Genomic DNA, 15,422 nt, shown 5'->3' on the forward strand with positions numbered 1-15,422 from the left:
TATCTAACGAGTTCCCACAGTTCCAACTTGACGAGCTTACCGTCGATGCAGGGTTCATCCAGGTCCTTTGCGCCTCTGAACCATTCGCCGCGATGGCGGCAGGCAAGTCAACCGGCACTACCGCAGTTAGCCGGAACAGGCTTAGGCAAATCGACCTGATGTCGCTGACTATTCCGCTGCCACCACTGAACGAGCAACGGGTAATGCTGCGCGCATATCAGATCAAGATCGATAGAGCTGATGCCCTGAGCAGGCGTGCAACACGAATACGCTCCGCCGCGTGGATGGCGTTCGAAGAGGTGCTCGGTGCAACTTCGTCACCAGTTGCAGTTAGCCGTGCAGTGTCTATCTCACGATTCGCCAGTATGTCTCGATGGGATGATGCTCGTGTCGATTCCGGTCCTGCTTTGCGCTGGCCCGTAGTATCCTTGGGGGACTACGCGGATATCCGTCTAGGTTGCCAAGTCCCACGCCGAGGAACGCATGGGCCTGGCGTTTCCCGCCCCTACTTGCGGGCAGCTAACGTCCAACGGGGCAGATTCGACCTCTCTGATGTAAAAAATATGCGTGTCACTGAGCGCATCGCTACTGCACTTACAATCAGACATGATGATCTGTTATTTGTAGAGGGAAACTCCCAGGAGGAAGTTGGACGTGCAGCTGTGTGGAATAGGCAGGGCGAGTACATCTTCCAGAACAGCCTCATCCGGGCGCGAACAAACCGCTCGATGCTAGACCCTTGGTTCACATGCGCGTGGTTCAACTGTGAGGCAGGTCGGCGCTACTTTCAGACCAGCGCTACCACAACCACCGGCACCCTCTGGCATATCGGAGCAGGAAAGACCGCGAACGCGCCAGTGCCTTTACCGCCCATCAGTATCCAGCGCAAACTCGCGAAAGACTTGTGGTCAGCGCTTGACGATGCTGCCGACAACGAGCAGCAAGCTCACGCATTACGAACCCACGCGTCAGCGGAGCTTGCCAACAGTGTATTCGGTCAAGCGGCGCCTGGACCAGCATAGAGACTGGTGGCAACTAGTGTTCTGAACCGTAAGCAACGGCTATAAGGGCTATCGTTCCGATAGGTTTGCTACCACCCGATTTCCAGTTCGCTGGCAGATACCCTAAGGTGAAGAAGACTCGCGCCCAAGCAGAACTTTCGCTGCCCTCTACCACTGTGTTCGAAGCACAGCCCTATCTTTCCTAGCATCAGTTCCCGTGACCGGTCATGCCAGAACACATCAACCCTGGCCGATAAGGGGGAGTCAGCGGCGAGGAAGATGCGCAACACCCACTGCTTGGGGATTCCCATACAAGCGATCTCATTTAAGGGCTGGCGACGCGTCCGCCGACGCATTCGTTGGGGCCATCGGGTCCGCCGAGGTAGCCCTGCCCGTAGACGTCCGCGAGGAAGACGAGGGGCAGTGCCGCGACGAGCGCCCAGAACACGCAGAGCACGGTGAGGGTTTTCTGCGACGACCACGCGAAGAACCCCGTGGCGACGATGGCGATTATCGCGGCTGTGAACAGCCCGAAGGCGAGGAACCATGTCGCCTGGACTGTCCACGGCACGGGCGGCGTCGGGCACGGATGCTTCACGTACTCTTTGCCAGCAGTATCGGCTGCGAACATGTAGAGGACGAGGCTGGCGATGCCCGCGAGGCAGAGCGCGAGCGCGGCCTTCCCCCATCCCCGGCGCTTGCGGGCCTTCGGCTCGGATGCCTCAGTTTGGTTCACCATGTGCGTTTCGGCCTCACTGCGACGACTTCCGCGCCGCCGACGTCGTTCTGCTCGTAGTAGTGCTCGCGGTCTTGGAGGCTGCGGTTGTAGCCGTCCGCGTCATGCTGCGTGTAGAGGACTTCGCCATCGGGGAGCACGCCCGTGGCGATGGCGGCGTGGAACGCCTTTCCCTCTTCGTGGTTGCCGCCGTGCCCGTTCCAGTAGAGAACGTCGCCGGGGAGCGCCTGCGAGACAGGGTGCTGCTCGCCGCCGTGCTGGAGCCAGAACTGTTTGTTGTTCTCCGCTCCGGCCCATGTGTGGGTCATGGCGTACTGCTCACCGAGCCAGTGATTCTCGGCTGCGCCGGAGAGCATCCAGTTGTCCGTGTCATCGAGGTCGCCCAGCCAGCTCGTTTTATACGGCAGCCCGCCGCCGAAGTGCAGCACGTTGGACACGAAGTCCGTGCACCGACTGTTGTCCACATGATCAATGGAGTCGTCGTTCCAATGGTCCCGCGCGTACCGCAACGCGTTGATATTGCTGTAGCCCCGACTCCTATCGTCCAGGGCGTCTTTGACTTGTTGGGGAACACCAGGCAGATCGAAGAGTTCGATGGGGCAAGCCTTCTTGAACATGTCCTGATCGGCTTGGCTGAGCGAGCCCCACCATTTCGCCACGTCCTCGGGCGGGAGCCCATCGGGGAGCAGGTCGCGTATCTGGTTGAGCGATTTCGTCACCGCGTCGGCTTGACGATCACGGATATCGTTCACGAACTCATCGACTTTGTTCGGGTCGGTCGATGGTGGGACCACATCGACATCGAGTTCCTTCAACCCGTCTTTGGCGAGGCCGTCCGCCTGAGTCGCGGCTTCCACGGCCTCGCTGATGAGCCGCTGCGCCTCCTGCTGGTAGTGGACGAGCTGATCGTATTCCGTGTACGGGGCGTTCGCGGGAATGCTCACCTGCCCCGAGTCCGAGACCTCCAACCCCTTGCCCTTCGCGAACTCGACGTACGAGCGCAGTTCGCCCTGCGCGGTCGTGATCGCATGGGAGAGAGTGTCGAGGACGGTGGCGGCGCCCCGGTCCTCGACACTGATCGCCGTGAGTTCGGCCGTCCCGATGATCAGCTTGTCTTTCGCCATCGCACCGAGGTGGTCGGCCCAATGCTCCTCGACCTTCTTCGTGCCGTTGTCGTGAATCTCGTCCACAGCCCGCTCCAACTTGTCCGCCGCTGAGCGCAGATCGTTGGCTGTGGTCATCCACTTCTCGGGCTTCGCGTCCCGTAACTCCGCGAAACTCACCATCAGGCAACCCCCGCAAGGTCAGTGCCCGAGGTCATCGAGGCCGCTCGCAGTCCTGCTCAACCCGTCCGCGCTCCCCTGATCGGTCGCGTGGATCAGCTGGGCGCTCTCCACGATCTTCTGCCCGGTGTCCCGCAGCAGGGTGATCGCCGTCGTGGTCTTCTCTCGCTTGTTCGTCGCGAACGACACCAATGCGTTCCCGGTGGCGAAACCCGCGTTGCCGTCCTTCGCAGTCAGCCCGGACTCGTATAGGCTCGACATCTGCGTGTTCGCCTCGTCCGCCTTCTGTTGCACGAGACCGCCAGCGTCCTTAACCTGCTCGACGTTGATCTTGATGTGCGGAGGCATCAGAGCACAACTGACCAGCCCGCCACCCGCGAGGAGCGGTCAGGCGCTGTGGGGAATCCGCTGCGCATCAGGCTATTAAAACACGAGCGCCAAGGCCCCGCGAGCTGGTGCCATAGAATCCGGCAACTGCTCCCATCGGGCCTGCCGAAACACACAGAACGCCTCCCATCCTGCGCGATCTGCACATTTCGCAGTCTGATCAGTATCCGAGGCGGCACATCGAGTGATCTTGCCTCATTCCGGGTAAAGCACTTGCGACACTTTGCGTCCCTCGTAAGCGGCGACCGTTCCCGCTGGGTAGCATCCCAGATAGTAGTAGCGGGTCCATAAGGTCCGAAGACCGTTCGCACACCCGATTTTTGGCCGGAACCGGGCGAACGAGGAGGTGAAAACCGCCCTCACGACCCTGTACACTCGCAACCCGGCGACTGGCTTCGCATTTCCAGCCAGTCCCAGGGGCTGTAGCTCAGTCGGTTAGAGCCGGGGACTCATAATCCCTTGGTCGCGGGTTCGAGCCCCGCCGGCCCCACACCTCGCTTTCGGGCCTTCACAACGAAGCAAGCCGCCCCGCGTGCGCGGGGCGGCTTGCTTCGGAAAACCGGTTTATTTCTGGGTTACGTTCCCCTTGAACATGCCGTCGCCCTGGTTGAGCCAGGTGACCGTGCCGTGCTGGAATTCGCTGATCCAGCCGCCGTGGGCCGCATGCGGGCCGCCTGCGGTCTCAGCCTCGTCGGCTGTCGGGAACCCCAACGCTCCGGCAGGACCGCCGTGGGCCTTGTAGATCTTCAAGATTTCGCCCCGCACGAGGCGCGCTCCGGTCTCCTTCGACCAATAGATGGCGTTGCCGTGTTCGAAGGCTTGCACAGTGCCGTCGCCGACCTTCTCCGGCTGGGCCGTGGGCAGTCCGAGCTTCTCTTTGCCGCCCGCCTTCGCGTAGGCGGAGGCGATCGGGCCGTCCAGCACGACGTTGCCGACACCCGGCGCGTCGATGGTCGTCGGCGAGGAGAGCGCCGACGACACCACGCTCGACACCGAGCTTCCTGCGGACGACACTGCGCTCGATGCGCTGGTGAGGGCGTTCGTCGCGCTCGTCATGGCTCCGCTCGCCTTGTCAGCGGCTTGTTTGTTGTCGGAACAGCCGACAACCACACCGACGCCTGCCGCGAGCGCGGCGAACGCGCCGACGGCACGAAGAACTGTCTTTCGAGTCATTGTGTTCTTGATCATACTTTTCACCCTAACCCGAACTGGAAGATATTGAAACCCCTTTGGCAATATTTATATTTTTCTTCGCGGCGCGTACGAGGATACGGTCATGCGCGCGTTCGCAGTTCTGCCTTCCTGTGTGGCTCTGGGCGCCGGCACGGAGCTCGTCGACACAGACCAAATGACCAGAGATTTCTCATGGCGGCTTCAAGAGCTCACACTCAAAGACGGGTTCAAACCCGAACGGGAGTCGAAGCGTGCCCCTGTCTGCGTTTGATCTGCCTATTGGCCACAAGTGCCGTCCCATCTGGCGAACAGCTTGCCTTGCGCCTGCCAAGACGAGAACAAATCTCCTCTTGCCGCTCATCCCCGAACTTGGCGCGCAGCTTCAAGCTTAGACGGAGCGAACACCGAGAGGGATGGGCGGTTTGATCTTTTGCAGGCCAAACGGCAAGCCGATCCGGCCGGAACATGACGGCGGCGCCTGGCGTGAAAGATTCGCTGCGGCGCGGGTGCGGCATGCGGGAACACAACTCAACAGGCACACGGCAAAGACGTTGTTGCAGCAACACGGCGTGCCAGAAGACGTGCGAATGATGATTCTTGGACACTCCACTGCGGCAGCGAACAAGATCTAGACCCACCGCGACCGTGAGCACGCGCGAAGAACACTGGCGAAGCTCGGCGATCTGCTGCCGTCATCACATGGGTGATGGCGGTGCGCACCCCGGTCATGGGATGATAGAGACGTGCGCGCGCTGTTTTCGGCCTTGATTGTTTGCGCGTTCGGCGGCGAGGCGGCCTGGGCGGACCCCGCTGATCGTGGGGGACGTTGGATCGAGCATGTGGTTTGGGCGCGCGCTTCGGACGGGCCGAGTTTGCATGTTTTCCCGACGCGGGCGGGACGGGACGCGCCAGCTGAGCTGCAGGGCGCGGAGTGGGATGAGGTGCTGTCGCTCGCGCCGGAGGCGGACTCCCCCGGTATGCGGGAGCAGTTCGACTGCCACCAGAGTTTTGCGAAATCCAAGGAGAGCTGGAATCTCGAGCCGTGGCGGCCCGCGGTCGGGGGCGTGGAAATGTTGGCTTCTGGCTGCAATCCCGGCAAAAGGGAGAACCCGGCGACCTGAACCGCGATCGGTCCAGTACGATATTGGCGACTGGGAGGACGCCGCTGAGGGAATTGTTGCCTGCGGCGGAAGAGACAGGGGGATGCATGATGCGGTCGGGGGAGAACGCGCAAGGACAGGCAGGTGCGCGGCGTCCGGCGTTGCGCTGCCCGGCGGATGGGTTGCGCAAGGAGGCGGATGCTTTCGTCTTTTTTCTGATGCGGCGGCTGCGGGAGACTCTGAATCACGGCCGTCCGAGGAGTCAGCTGCTCGGCCTGTGCGCCAAACCAGCCCAGGCGGAGGTGGCGAGGCTGGTCCGTTCGCTCGACGCCCGGCTGTTCATCACGAATGTCGCCTCGCGTTCTTTCGCGTTGGAAGGACAGGCGGCTGTCCATGACTTCGTGTGCAGATTGGACTGCGCGCGCGATGTGGTGCGCGTGCTGTTGGGCCGGGTCCAGCTGGGCCCGCAAGGCTGGCGGCTGCTCTCGCTGCACCAGTTGCCTGCTGTGGTTCGCGCTCGAACTAGAGTCTGAGCATGCCCGATTCGACTGCACCGAGCCCGTTCGACCCGACGCAATGGCGGGACGTCCCCGATTTCCCGGACCTCACGGACATCACGTACCACAGGCATGCGGAAATCGGCGCGGTGCGCATCGCGTTCGACCGGCCCGAGGTCCGCAATGCGTTCCGGCCGCACACGGTGGACGAGCTGATCGCCGTGCTGGACCACGCCCGGACCAGCCCGGATGTCGGGGTGGTGTTGCTGACGGGCAATGGGCCGAGCCCGAAGGACGGCGGGTGGGCGTTTTGCAGCGGGGGGGACCAACGTATCCGAGGCCGGACGGGGTACCAGTACGCGAGCGGCGAAGACTCGTCGACTGTGGAGAAGGGTCGCGCGGGGCGTTTGCACATTTTGGAGGCGCAACGTTTGATCCGGTTCATGCCGAAGGTGGTGATCGCGCTGGTGAACGGATGGGCGGCGGGCGGCGGGCACAGCTTGCACGTGGTGTGCGACCTCACGCTCGCGAGCCGCGAGCACGCCAGGTTCAAACAGACTGACGCGGACGTCGGCAGTTTCGACGGCGGTTACGGCAGCGCCTATTTCGCCAAGCAGGTCGGACAGAAGTTCGCCCGCGAGATCTTTTTCCTCGCCCGCCCCTACAGCGCCGAGGAGATGCGCGGTATGGGCGCGGTGAACGCCGTGGTCGAGCATGGGCGGCTCGAAGCCGAGGGCATTCAGTGGGCTCGGGAGATCCTCGGCAAATCCCCGCAGGCGATCCGCATGCTGAAGTACGCGTTCAACCTCGCCGACGACGGTTTGGTGGGGCAGCAGCTTTTCGCGGGAGAGGCGACGCGCTTGGCCTATCAAACAGACGAGGCGGTGGAGGGCAGGGACCAATTCCTTGAGAAACGCGCCCCCGACTGGTCCCCGTATCCGTGGCATTACTGAGCCGAAGCCGCTGCGCGCCCACGACCCCGAAAATGGGTAATGCACGTCACTGCTGCTAAAATTTATGACCATGGTCACTGTCATGTCTGCCCCCGACGCCCAACAGGGCCTCCCGGAAGGGGTGCAGGGGACGGCGGACCGGCATTTCGATCCAGTCGTCAAGGCTTTCGCGAAGCTGTACACAGGACGACGGGCCGGCGGCGGCGCGTTGACGGTGCGCTTGCACGGGGAAACGGTGCTCGACATTTGGGCGGGGCACTCGGACCGGGCCGGGCGCGCGGCGTGGACGCGCGACACCGCTCCGATCGTGTTCTCGGTGTCCAAGGGGCTGTCCAGCACGATCATCCACCGGTTGGCCGACAGGGGCCTGATCGAATACGACAAGCCGGTGGCCGAGTATTGGCCCGCGTTCGGGAAAAGCGGCAAGCACGCCGTCACGGTCCGCAAGGTCATGGCGCACGAGGCGGGCCTGTCCCAGCTGGGCGGAATCATCAATGAGTACGCGGACTACTTCGACCACGAGCTGATTGAGGACCGGCTGGCGTCGGCATGGGCGGACCGGTTCGCGGGCAAGCCTGCCTATCACGCTTTCACATATGGCTGGATCTTGTCGGGGCTGGCTCGCGCAGTCACCGGCAAAGGGATGCGCGATCTGTTCCGCCAGGAGTTGGCCGAGCCGCTCGGCGTGGAGCACATTCACCTGGGCCGACCGCCCGAAAGCTCGCCGACGCAGTTGGCCGCGTTCGTCGGGGCGCGGATTCCTTCCACCTCCCCGGCCCAACAAGTGATCCAATTCGGCAGAAAGTGGACTCCATTCAAAAGGCTGATAGAAGCCTGCATCCCAGAGCCGGGGATGGAGAAAATCCTGCACGGGGACCACCCGCCGATCTTGGACGGCGAGATGCCCGCGGCCAGCGTTGTGGTCACCGCGCCCGTGCTGGCCACGGTGTACGCGGCCCTGGCGGGGGGCGGCAGCGTGGACGGGACCCAGCTGTTGCAACCGGAGACTGTGCGGCAGCTGTCGGCGCGGCGAGATCCCCGCAATCGCGCCACCTACCAGCCGGACCGCGTGCTCGGCGTGCCGATGATGTGGCATCTGGGCTATCACTCGCTCCTCACGCCGGTGACGCTCACCGGTTTCGGCCACATCGGCATCGGCGGTTCGGCCGGCTGGGCGGACCCGAGCAACGGGATCGCCGTCGGCTACGTCCACAACCGGACTCCGGTGACCATGCTCACCGACCAGGCGAGCTTCCCTTTGCTCTGGCCTTTGATCCTTCGCGCGGCCAAACGGCGCGACGCTAGCGGTAGGTGAGCAGCCCGGAGGATTCCCCTTCGAGATGGGCGTGCTCGTTGAACGAGACCATGCTGACCCCGGAGCGCCCGACGATGAGTTTCGTGATCCCCGTATTGCACACCACGCGGTGCAGCGGCAAGAAGACACGGCCCCAGTCCGGCTCCGCGCCCCCAGAGAGCGCCAGCGCGGCCAACGCGCCGATCACTCCTCCTGAGGTGAAGACGACCGCGTCCTCCCCTTGGCCGAGGCTTGCGACGAGTTCGCCCAAGGCGCTTCGCGTGCGCGCGGCGAATGCGGCCCAGCTCTCCTGGCAGGGGCTCGACGCGCCAGCCTCGACCCAACGCGCGAGGGCGCTGTCCAATCCGCGTTGGAAGGAGCGCGGATCGGCGCCGGTCCCGTCGGCGGCAATCCCGTGGCCTGCGAGCACGTCATGGACGTCGTACTCGTCCCAGCGGATGTCGTGCTGGGGCGAGAATCCGGCGGCCTGCGCGGTGCCGCGCTGACGCGCGAACGTCCCGCACCACGCCTCGCCCGAACCGGCGCCTCGCCTGCGCAACTCGTCGCCGACGACATGGGACTGCCGGACCCCGAGCTCGGAGAGCTGGTCGTAATCCGCGGAGCCGAACGAGGCCTGGCCGTGGCGAACGAGGTACACGACTCCCATGCGGCGGCCGCCTCAGATCCCGAGCAGGTTTTCGCAGCGGCGTTCGAGGTAGTTCACGAACAACCAAAAATCTTTGAACGCCGGGTTGGTCGTCTGGCCGTTGTGGTACCGGAAGTAGATCTGCTGCACAATGCCAGCCAGCCGGAAGAGGCCGAAGACCTCGTAGAATGTCCAGTTCGCCGGGGCGAAACCGGTCCTCTCGACATAATAGTCGAGCACTTGCGCGCGAGTCAGCATCCCCGGCAGATGCGTGGGCTGGCGCCGGTGGCGCAGGGCCGTGTCGTCATCGTCGGCCTGGGTCCAGTAGGCGAGCGCCCCGCCAAGGTCCATGAGCGGATCGCCAAGGGTGGACATTTCCCAGTCGAGCACCCCGATCACGTTGAGGGACACAAGGTCGTCGATCACCAGATTGTCCAACCGGAAGTCGTTGTGGAGGACCACTGTCGCCACGTCCTCGGGCTGGTTGCGGTCAAGCCACCGCATGACCTTCTCGAAATCGCCGACGTTCTCGGTGCGCGCCGCAGGGTAGCGCCGCGACCAGCCGGAGACCTGGCGGCTGACGTAGCCGTCGCCTTTGCCGAGGCTTCGCACACCGGCCTGCTCGGGATCGACCTTGTGCAGCTCGATCAGGCTGTCCACCGCGCGCACGGAGAGCGCGCGGGCTTCGGCCTCGGCGAGCGACGCCCCTGCGGGAAGGTCCCGGCGCAGGATGACGCCGCGCAGGCGCTCCATCACATAGAACTGCGAGCCGAGCACCGTGTCGTCCTCGCAGAGCGCGAGGACCTCGGGCACGTACCGGTACACCGGCTTCAGGCGCTGTTGGACGAAAAACTCGCGCTTCATGTCGTGCGCGGAAGCGGCTTTGCGCCCTGCCGGGGGGCGGCGCAGGATGAGATCGCGGCCGGGGTAGCGCAAAAGGTACGTGAGGTTCGAGGCCCCGCCAGGGTATTGCCGCACTTCGGGGATGCCGCCGAGCCCGGGAAGGCGTTCGTGGAGCCAGGCGGCGACCGCCTCGACGTCGAAGCGGTCCTCGTCGCGCAGCTCCGCCGGCTGATCCTCAACGCCCATCGGCGGCGCTCCCTTCGTAGCGTTTGAGCTCTTGCCGGGCGACCACGCCCAAATGCACTTCGTCCGGGCCGTCGACGAACCGCAGGGCGCGGGTCCAGGCGTACGCCTCGGCGAGCGGGAAGTCCCCGCTGAGGCCCGCCGCACCGTGCAATTGCAGCGCGGTGTCCACGACCGAGTGCATGGCTTTGGGGACGACGGCTTTGATTTGGGAGACTTCGCTGCGCGCCCAGTGGACGCCCTTGGTGTCGATGAGCCACGCGGTGCGCAGCACCAAGAGCCTGGCCTGCTCGATGGCGAGGCGCGCCTCGGCGATGCGCTCCCGGTTGCCGCCGAGGTCGACGAGCGGCTTGCCGAAGGCGCTGCGCGCGCTCGCGCGTTTGCAGCCGAGCTCCAAAGCATGCTCGGCGAGCCCGATGGTGCGCATGCAGTGGTGGATGCGCCCCGGCCCGAGGCGGCCCTGGGCGATTTCGAAACCCCGCCCAAGCCCGGCGATCACGTTCGCCAGGGGCACGCGCACGTCGGTGTAGCTGACCTCCGCATGGCCGACGGGGGCCTCGTCGTAGCCGAACACGGTGAGCATGCGCTCGACCTTCACCCCCGGGGAGCCGACGGGGACGAGCACCATGGAATGCCGCTGGTAGGGCTGCGCGTTCGGATCGGTCAAACCCATGAAAATGATGACTTCGCAGTCCGGATGCCCGATCCCGGTGCTCCACCATTTACGCCCGTTGAGCACGACCTCGTCGCCGTCCAGGACGGCAGTGGCCTCCATAGTCGTGGCGTCGGAGGACGCGACCTGCGGCTCGGTCATGCCGAACGCGGAGCGGATCTGTCCCGCGAAGAGCGGTTCGAGCCACTGTTCCTGTTGTTCGGGGCTGCCGTAGCGCAGCAGCACTTCCATATTGCCGCTGTCGGGGGCGCTGCAGTTGAAGATCTCGGAAGCCCAGCTCCACCGGCCCATGATCTCGGCGAGCGGCGCGTACTCCACATTGCTGAGGCCTGCGCCCCGGCCGTCGCCCGCGTCCGGGGGGAGGAACAAATTCCACAGTCCGGCGGCTTTGGCCTTGGCTTTGAGCTCCACGATCATCGGGGGCACGGACCAGGGCTGCTCGGCGACGGCTTCGTAGTACTCCCGCTGGCGGGGTTCGACCTCCTCGCGCAGAAAGCTGTCCAGTTCGGCGATGTAACGCTCCGCCAGCTTCGAGTGGCCGAAGTCCATGATGTCTCCAATACGATGCCTGTTATGTTGTCCCCATCACCGTAACAAGACGGCTGTCGCGTAGTCTCCCACGTATGGACCTCGACGGACGCAGCGCGCTCATCACAGGCGGCAGCAGAGGCATCGGCAGAGCCATCGCGGCAGAGCTGCTTCGGCGGGGGGCGGCCGTGACGATCACCGCGCGCAAGACCGAGCAGCTGACGCAGACCGCGCAGGAGCTGCGCGACGAGTTCCCCGAAGGAAAGGTCCACGCCGTTGTGGCGAACGCCGGCCGGGACGAGGACCGCGCCCAGGCCGTCAAGGAAGCCGTGTCCGAGCACGGCTCGCTGGACATCCTGGTCAACAACGCCGCGACCAACCCGGCCTTCGGTTCGCTCATGGAGGCGGATTTGAACGCGGTGCGCAAGATCTTCGACACGAACGTCGTCGCGGCGCTCGGTTTCATCCAGGAGGCGCACCGGGCCTGGCTCGGCGAGCACGGCGGGACGGTGGTGAACCTCGCGAGCGTCGGGGGTCTGCGCTCCACCGGGGTCATCGCGGCGTACGGGGCTTCCAAAGCCGCGCTCATCCGCCTCACCGAGGAGCTGGCCTGGCAGCTCGGCCCGAAGATCCGGGTCAACGCGGTCGCCCCGGCGGTGGTGAAGACCGACTTCTCGGCGCTGCTCTACGAGGACGAGGCCGCGCGCGCGGCGGGCTACCCATTGGGCAGGCTCGGCGTTGCGCAGGACGTGGCGAGCCTGGTGGGCTTCCTCGTCTCCGACGAATCCTCGTGGATCACCGGGGAGACCATCCGGATCGACGGCGGCCTGCTGGCGACCGGGAGCCTGTGAGGCTGAGACCGCAACCCCCGGTGTTGCGGCGAGAAGCCGGGGGTTAGGCGGTCTCGCTCTCCAGGACGCGCACGACGACGTTGTGCGCGCGGCGCGTCACGCGCAGATAGTTGTCCAGGAACGCGCCGGAGTCCTCCCAATCCGCCCAGCCCGCCGCGGACGCGACTGCGGCGAGCACCGGCCCCGGGCCCGGCAGTTGGTCGATGGATTTGCCTTTGACCAAGACAAGCGCGTTGCGCGCTTTGGTCGCGGTGACCCAGGCTTCGCGCAGCTGGGCGACGTCCTCGGCGGGCAGAAGGTTCTCGGCCTCGATCGCGGCCAGGGTCTGCATCGTCGAGGTGTTGTGCAGCGACGGCACGGCTCCGGCGTGGCGCAGCTGGATCAGCTGCACCGCCCACTCCACGTCGGCGAGGCCGCCCCGGCCGAGCTTGGTGTGCGTCGTGGGATCGGCGCCTCTGGGGAGCCGTTCGGTGTCCACCCTCGCTTTGATCCTGCGGATTTCGCGCACCGCCTCGCTGCCGATGCCGCCCGGCGGATAGCGCACGGGGTCGACCAGATGCAGGAATTTGACTCCGAGCTCCTGGTCGCCCGCGATCTGGTGTGCCCGCAGCAACGCCTGAGCCTCCCAGGCCTGCGCCCGCGTCTTGTAATACCTGTCGTACGCGGCGAGGGTGCAGACCAGCGGGCCGCCTCTGCCTTCGGGACGCAGGTCCACGTCGACGTGCAGCGAGGGGTCCGGGCTCGGAGCCGCCAACAGGGAACGGACGCGCTCGGCCACGCCGGTGGCCCATTTGATCGCCTCGTGCTCGTCGGCTCCCGCACGCGGCTCGCAGACGAACAAGACGTCGGCGTCCGAGCCGTAGCCGAGCTCGCCGCCGCCAAGGCGGCCCATGCCGATGACCGCGATCTGCGCGGGGGGCGCCTCGCCCTCGGGCGTGGTCGCGCGGACGGCGGCGGCGAGGGCGGCGTTGATCGTCGCGGCCCACGCCCTGGAGAGCGCCCAGCACACCGATGGGAGCTCCATGACACCCAGGAGGTCCGCCGAAGCGACCCTGGCGAGCTCGTAGCGGCGCGCGCCGCGCGCCGCGGAGACCGCCGCGTGCAGATCCTTGTGTTTGGCCGACGAGGTGAGCAGCGCGCTGGTGACCTCGTCGGTGTTCGTGGACAACAAGCGGGGGCCGTGCGGGCCGTCGGCGTACAGCCGCAGCACCTCCGGGGCGCGCAGCATCAGCTCTGGCACGAAGGCCGACACGCCGAGCACCCGCATCAGCCGCTTGGCGGCGGCGGTCTCGTCCCGCAGCGTGCGCAAATACCAGGGGTGGTCGGCGAACGCCTCGGAAATTTTGCGGTACGACAACAAGCCGCCGTCCGGGTCCGGGGTCTCGCCCAGCCATTCCAGCAGGGTCGGCAGCAGGACCCCTTGGATTTGATTCGCCCGCCGATGCCCAGTCGTAAGGGCCTTGAGGTGCCCGAAGGCGGCTTCTGGGCGGGCATAGCCGAGGGCGCGCAGCTGCCGCACCGCTCCTTGTTCGGAAAGACCGAGCTGGGGGCGGTGCGAGACGGCGGCGAGCAACGGCTGGTAGAAGAACTTGCTGTGCAGGCGCAGCACCCGGCGGCGTTCGTGCCGGACGCATTCCCGGAGCACGCCGAGCGCGTCGTGTTGGCCGTCGGGGCGCAGGTGCGCCGCGCGGGCGAGCCAGCGCATCGCCTCCTCGTCGGAATCTTCCGGCAAGGTGTGCGTGCGTTGCATCTGTTTCATCTGCAAACGGTGCTCCAGCAAGCGCAGGAACTCGTAGGACGCGGTGAGGTTCGCGGCGTCGTCGCGGCTGATGTAGCCGCCCGCGGCGAGCGCGGCGAGGGCGGGAATGGTCGCCCGCAGCCTCAAATTGGGGTCGGGTCCGCCGTGGACGAGTTGGAGGAGCTGGACGGCGAATTCCACGTCCCGCAAAGAACCCCGGCCGAGCTTGATCTCGCGCTCGCGCAGCGGCGGCGGCACCGACTCCTCGACCCGCCGTCGCATGGCCCGGACCTCGTCCACGAAGTCCTCGTGCTCGGCGACCTTCCACACCATCGGGCTCAGCGCGTCGAACCACGCTTGGCCGAGCGCCATGTCGCCGACGGCTGGCCTCGCCTTGAGCAGCGCTTGGAACTCCCACGGCTTCGCCCAGTTGGTGTAGTACTTGCGGTGGGACTCCAGCGTGCGGGTGAGGGCGCCGTGCCTGCCTTCCGGGCGCAGCCCCGCGTCCACCACAAAGCTCACATAGGAGCAGGCCCGCATGAGTTCCGCCGCGATCCGGTCGGAGATTTGGCCCGCGGGCTCGGCGACGAAGATGACGTCCACGTCGCTCACATAGTTGAGCTCGCGGGCACCGTGCTTGCCCATCGCGATCACCGCGATCTTCGGCGCTTGCTCATGCGGGGGGACGATTTTGCGTTTGGCGAATTCCAACAAGGCCGCGAGCGCCGCGTCCGCCATGTCGGAGAGGTGCTCGGCGACGGCCATGAGCGGCAGCACGGGCTCGTCCTCCACGGTGGCCGCCACGTCTCGGGCCGCCAGTCGCAGCTGCCAGTCCCGGTACACGCCCCGCAGCCGCGTCTGCAGCAATCGCTCGTCCGTGTGGGCGTCGAGCACCGCGAACAGCTCCTCGGCGAGTTCCTGCCCGGTGGGCAACGGTTCCGGTTTGCGCCGCGCGGGGGCGTCCGGGACGACCCCGTCCGAACGCCGCAAGAGGCGCCAGCGCGACGGGTTGGCGATCAGATGGTCGGCGAGCGCGGGCGAGGCCCCGAGCACGCCCAACAGCCGCCCGCGCAGCGTGGAGTCCTGGGCCAGCTCACGGCCGAGCTCCGCCCAGCCTGTCGGCGACTGAGACCCAGCACAGCCTGTCGGCGACTGAGACCCAGCACAGCCTGTCGGCGACCCAGGCCCAGCGGGACCCTCGGCTTCGGCGCTGTCGAGGGCGTCCGCGAGTCGGCTCAACGCGCGGAGCGCGCAATCCGGATTGGCCGCTCGCGAAAGCGCCCACAGCAGGCCCACGCTGGCTTCGTCGGCCCAGCCGAGCCGCGCCACGTCTTCCTGGGCGCTCGTGGCGACCAGGCCCAGCCGTGCAAGCGTGGGCACACCGGTTCGCTCTGGCACAAAGCCAGCCTAGCCCTCTCGTCGCCGGGCTCCCTCTGGGCGGGCACCAGCCGGGTCCTTGCGTCTTGTCCGACAGCG

Annotated in this window: 13 protein-coding genes and 1 tRNA gene; 6 read left to right on the forward strand and 8 right to left on the reverse strand. The window is 65.9% G+C overall.

Going from position 1 to position 15,422, the window contains the following annotated elements:
• Positions 1 to 1,326: 1,326 nt before the first annotated feature.
• Genes SROT_RS13760 through SROT_RS13770 form a run of 3 tightly spaced genes read right to left on the reverse strand, consistent with a single transcriptional unit; the run spans position 1,327 to position 3,368 of the window.
• Positions 1,327 to 1,740: a hypothetical protein gene (locus tag SROT_RS13760; RefSeq protein ID WP_013139629.1), complete on the reverse strand. Its 414-nt coding sequence runs from the start codon at positions 1,738 to 1,740 to the stop codon at positions 1,327 to 1,329.
• A complete protein-coding gene (locus tag SROT_RS13765) occupies positions 1,734 to 3,023 on the reverse strand; it encodes an amidase domain-containing protein (protein ID WP_013139630.1) in 1,290 nt (429 codons plus the stop codon). The genes SROT_RS13760 and SROT_RS13765 overlap by 7 nt, the downstream gene beginning before the upstream one ends.
• An 18-nt stretch (positions 3,024 to 3,041) precedes the next feature.
• Positions 3,042 to 3,368 (reverse strand): hypothetical protein, encoded by a 327-nt coding sequence (locus SROT_RS13770; RefSeq protein ID WP_013139631.1) that lies wholly within the window; start codon positions 3,366 to 3,368, stop codon positions 3,042 to 3,044.
• Between the two features lie 455 nt (positions 3,369 to 3,823).
• Here SROT_RS13770 and SROT_RS13775 point away from each other — a divergent pair.
• Positions 3,824 to 3,897, forward strand: a tRNA-Ile gene (locus SROT_RS13775).
• 74 nt (positions 3,898 to 3,971) lie between these two features.
• Here SROT_RS13775 and SROT_RS13780 read toward each other — a convergent pair.
• A complete protein-coding gene (locus SROT_RS13780) occupies positions 3,972 to 4,595 on the reverse strand; it encodes an LGFP repeat-containing protein (RefSeq protein ID WP_013139632.1) in 624 nt (207 codons plus the stop codon).
• Positions 4,596 to 5,323: 728 nt separating this feature from the next.
• Between SROT_RS13780 and SROT_RS13790 the strand changes: the two genes are divergently transcribed.
• From SROT_RS13790 to SROT_RS13805, 4 genes are all read left to right on the forward strand, one after another.
• Entirely contained in the window at positions 5,324 to 5,701 is a 378-nt protein-coding gene (locus SROT_RS13790) for a DUF2599 domain-containing protein (RefSeq protein WP_013139634.1), read from the forward strand.
• A gap of 197 nt (positions 5,702 to 5,898) precedes the next feature.
• Positions 5,899 to 6,213 carry a hypothetical protein gene (locus SROT_RS13795; RefSeq protein ID WP_148223455.1) on the forward strand — a complete coding sequence of 105 codons (315 nt, stop codon included), beginning with the start codon at positions 5,899 to 5,901 and terminating at the stop codon, positions 6,211 to 6,213.
• Between the two features lie 2 nt (positions 6,214 to 6,215).
• Positions 6,216 to 7,130: a 1,4-dihydroxy-2-naphthoyl-CoA synthase gene (locus SROT_RS13800; RefSeq protein WP_013139636.1), complete on the forward strand. Its 915-nt coding sequence runs from the start codon at positions 6,216 to 6,218 to the stop codon at positions 7,128 to 7,130.
• 70 nt (positions 7,131 to 7,200) lie between these two features.
• Positions 7,201 to 8,445 carry a serine hydrolase domain-containing protein gene (locus SROT_RS13805; protein ID WP_083777933.1) on the forward strand — a complete coding sequence of 415 codons (1,245 nt, stop codon included), beginning with the start codon at positions 7,201 to 7,203 and terminating at the stop codon, positions 8,443 to 8,445.
• On the opposite strand, the gene SROT_RS13810 is transcribed toward SROT_RS13805, so the two are convergent.
• From SROT_RS13810 to SROT_RS13820, 3 genes are read right to left on the reverse strand one after another with little or no spacing between them, the layout of a single operon-like run.
• Positions 8,432 to 9,091, reverse strand: coding sequence for a histidine phosphatase family protein (locus tag SROT_RS13810; protein WP_013139638.1), 660 nt, complete (start codon positions 9,089 to 9,091; stop codon positions 8,432 to 8,434). The genes SROT_RS13805 and SROT_RS13810 overlap by 14 nt on opposite strands.
• 12 nt (positions 9,092 to 9,103) lie before the next feature.
• A complete protein-coding gene (locus SROT_RS13815; protein WP_013139639.1) occupies positions 9,104 to 10,159 on the reverse strand; it encodes a phosphotransferase family protein in 1,056 nt (351 codons plus the stop codon).
• Entirely contained in the window at positions 10,149 to 11,378 is a 1,230-nt protein-coding gene (locus SROT_RS13820) for an acyl-CoA dehydrogenase family protein (protein ID WP_013139640.1), read from the reverse strand. The genes SROT_RS13815 and SROT_RS13820 overlap by 11 nt, the downstream gene beginning before the upstream one ends.
• Before the next feature lie 74 nt (positions 11,379 to 11,452).
• On the opposite strand from SROT_RS13820, the gene SROT_RS13825 reads away from it, so the two are divergent.
• Positions 11,453 to 12,208 carry an SDR family oxidoreductase gene (locus SROT_RS13825; protein ID WP_013139641.1) on the forward strand — a complete coding sequence of 252 codons (756 nt, stop codon included), beginning with the start codon at positions 11,453 to 11,455 and terminating at the stop codon, positions 12,206 to 12,208.
• Positions 12,209 to 12,251: 43 nt separating this feature from the next.
• On the opposite strand, the gene SROT_RS13830 is transcribed toward SROT_RS13825, so the two are convergent.
• A complete protein-coding gene (locus tag SROT_RS13830) occupies positions 12,252 to 15,344 on the reverse strand; it encodes a bifunctional [glutamine synthetase] adenylyltransferase/[glutamine synthetase]-adenylyl-L-tyrosine phosphorylase (RefSeq protein WP_013139642.1) in 3,093 nt (1,030 codons plus the stop codon).
• Positions 15,345 to 15,422 lie beyond the last annotated feature (78 nt).

The organism is Segniliparus rotundus DSM 44985 (genome assembly GCF_000092825.1).
GTDB lineage: Bacteria > Actinomycetota > Actinomycetes > Mycobacteriales > Mycobacteriaceae > Segniliparus > Segniliparus rotundus.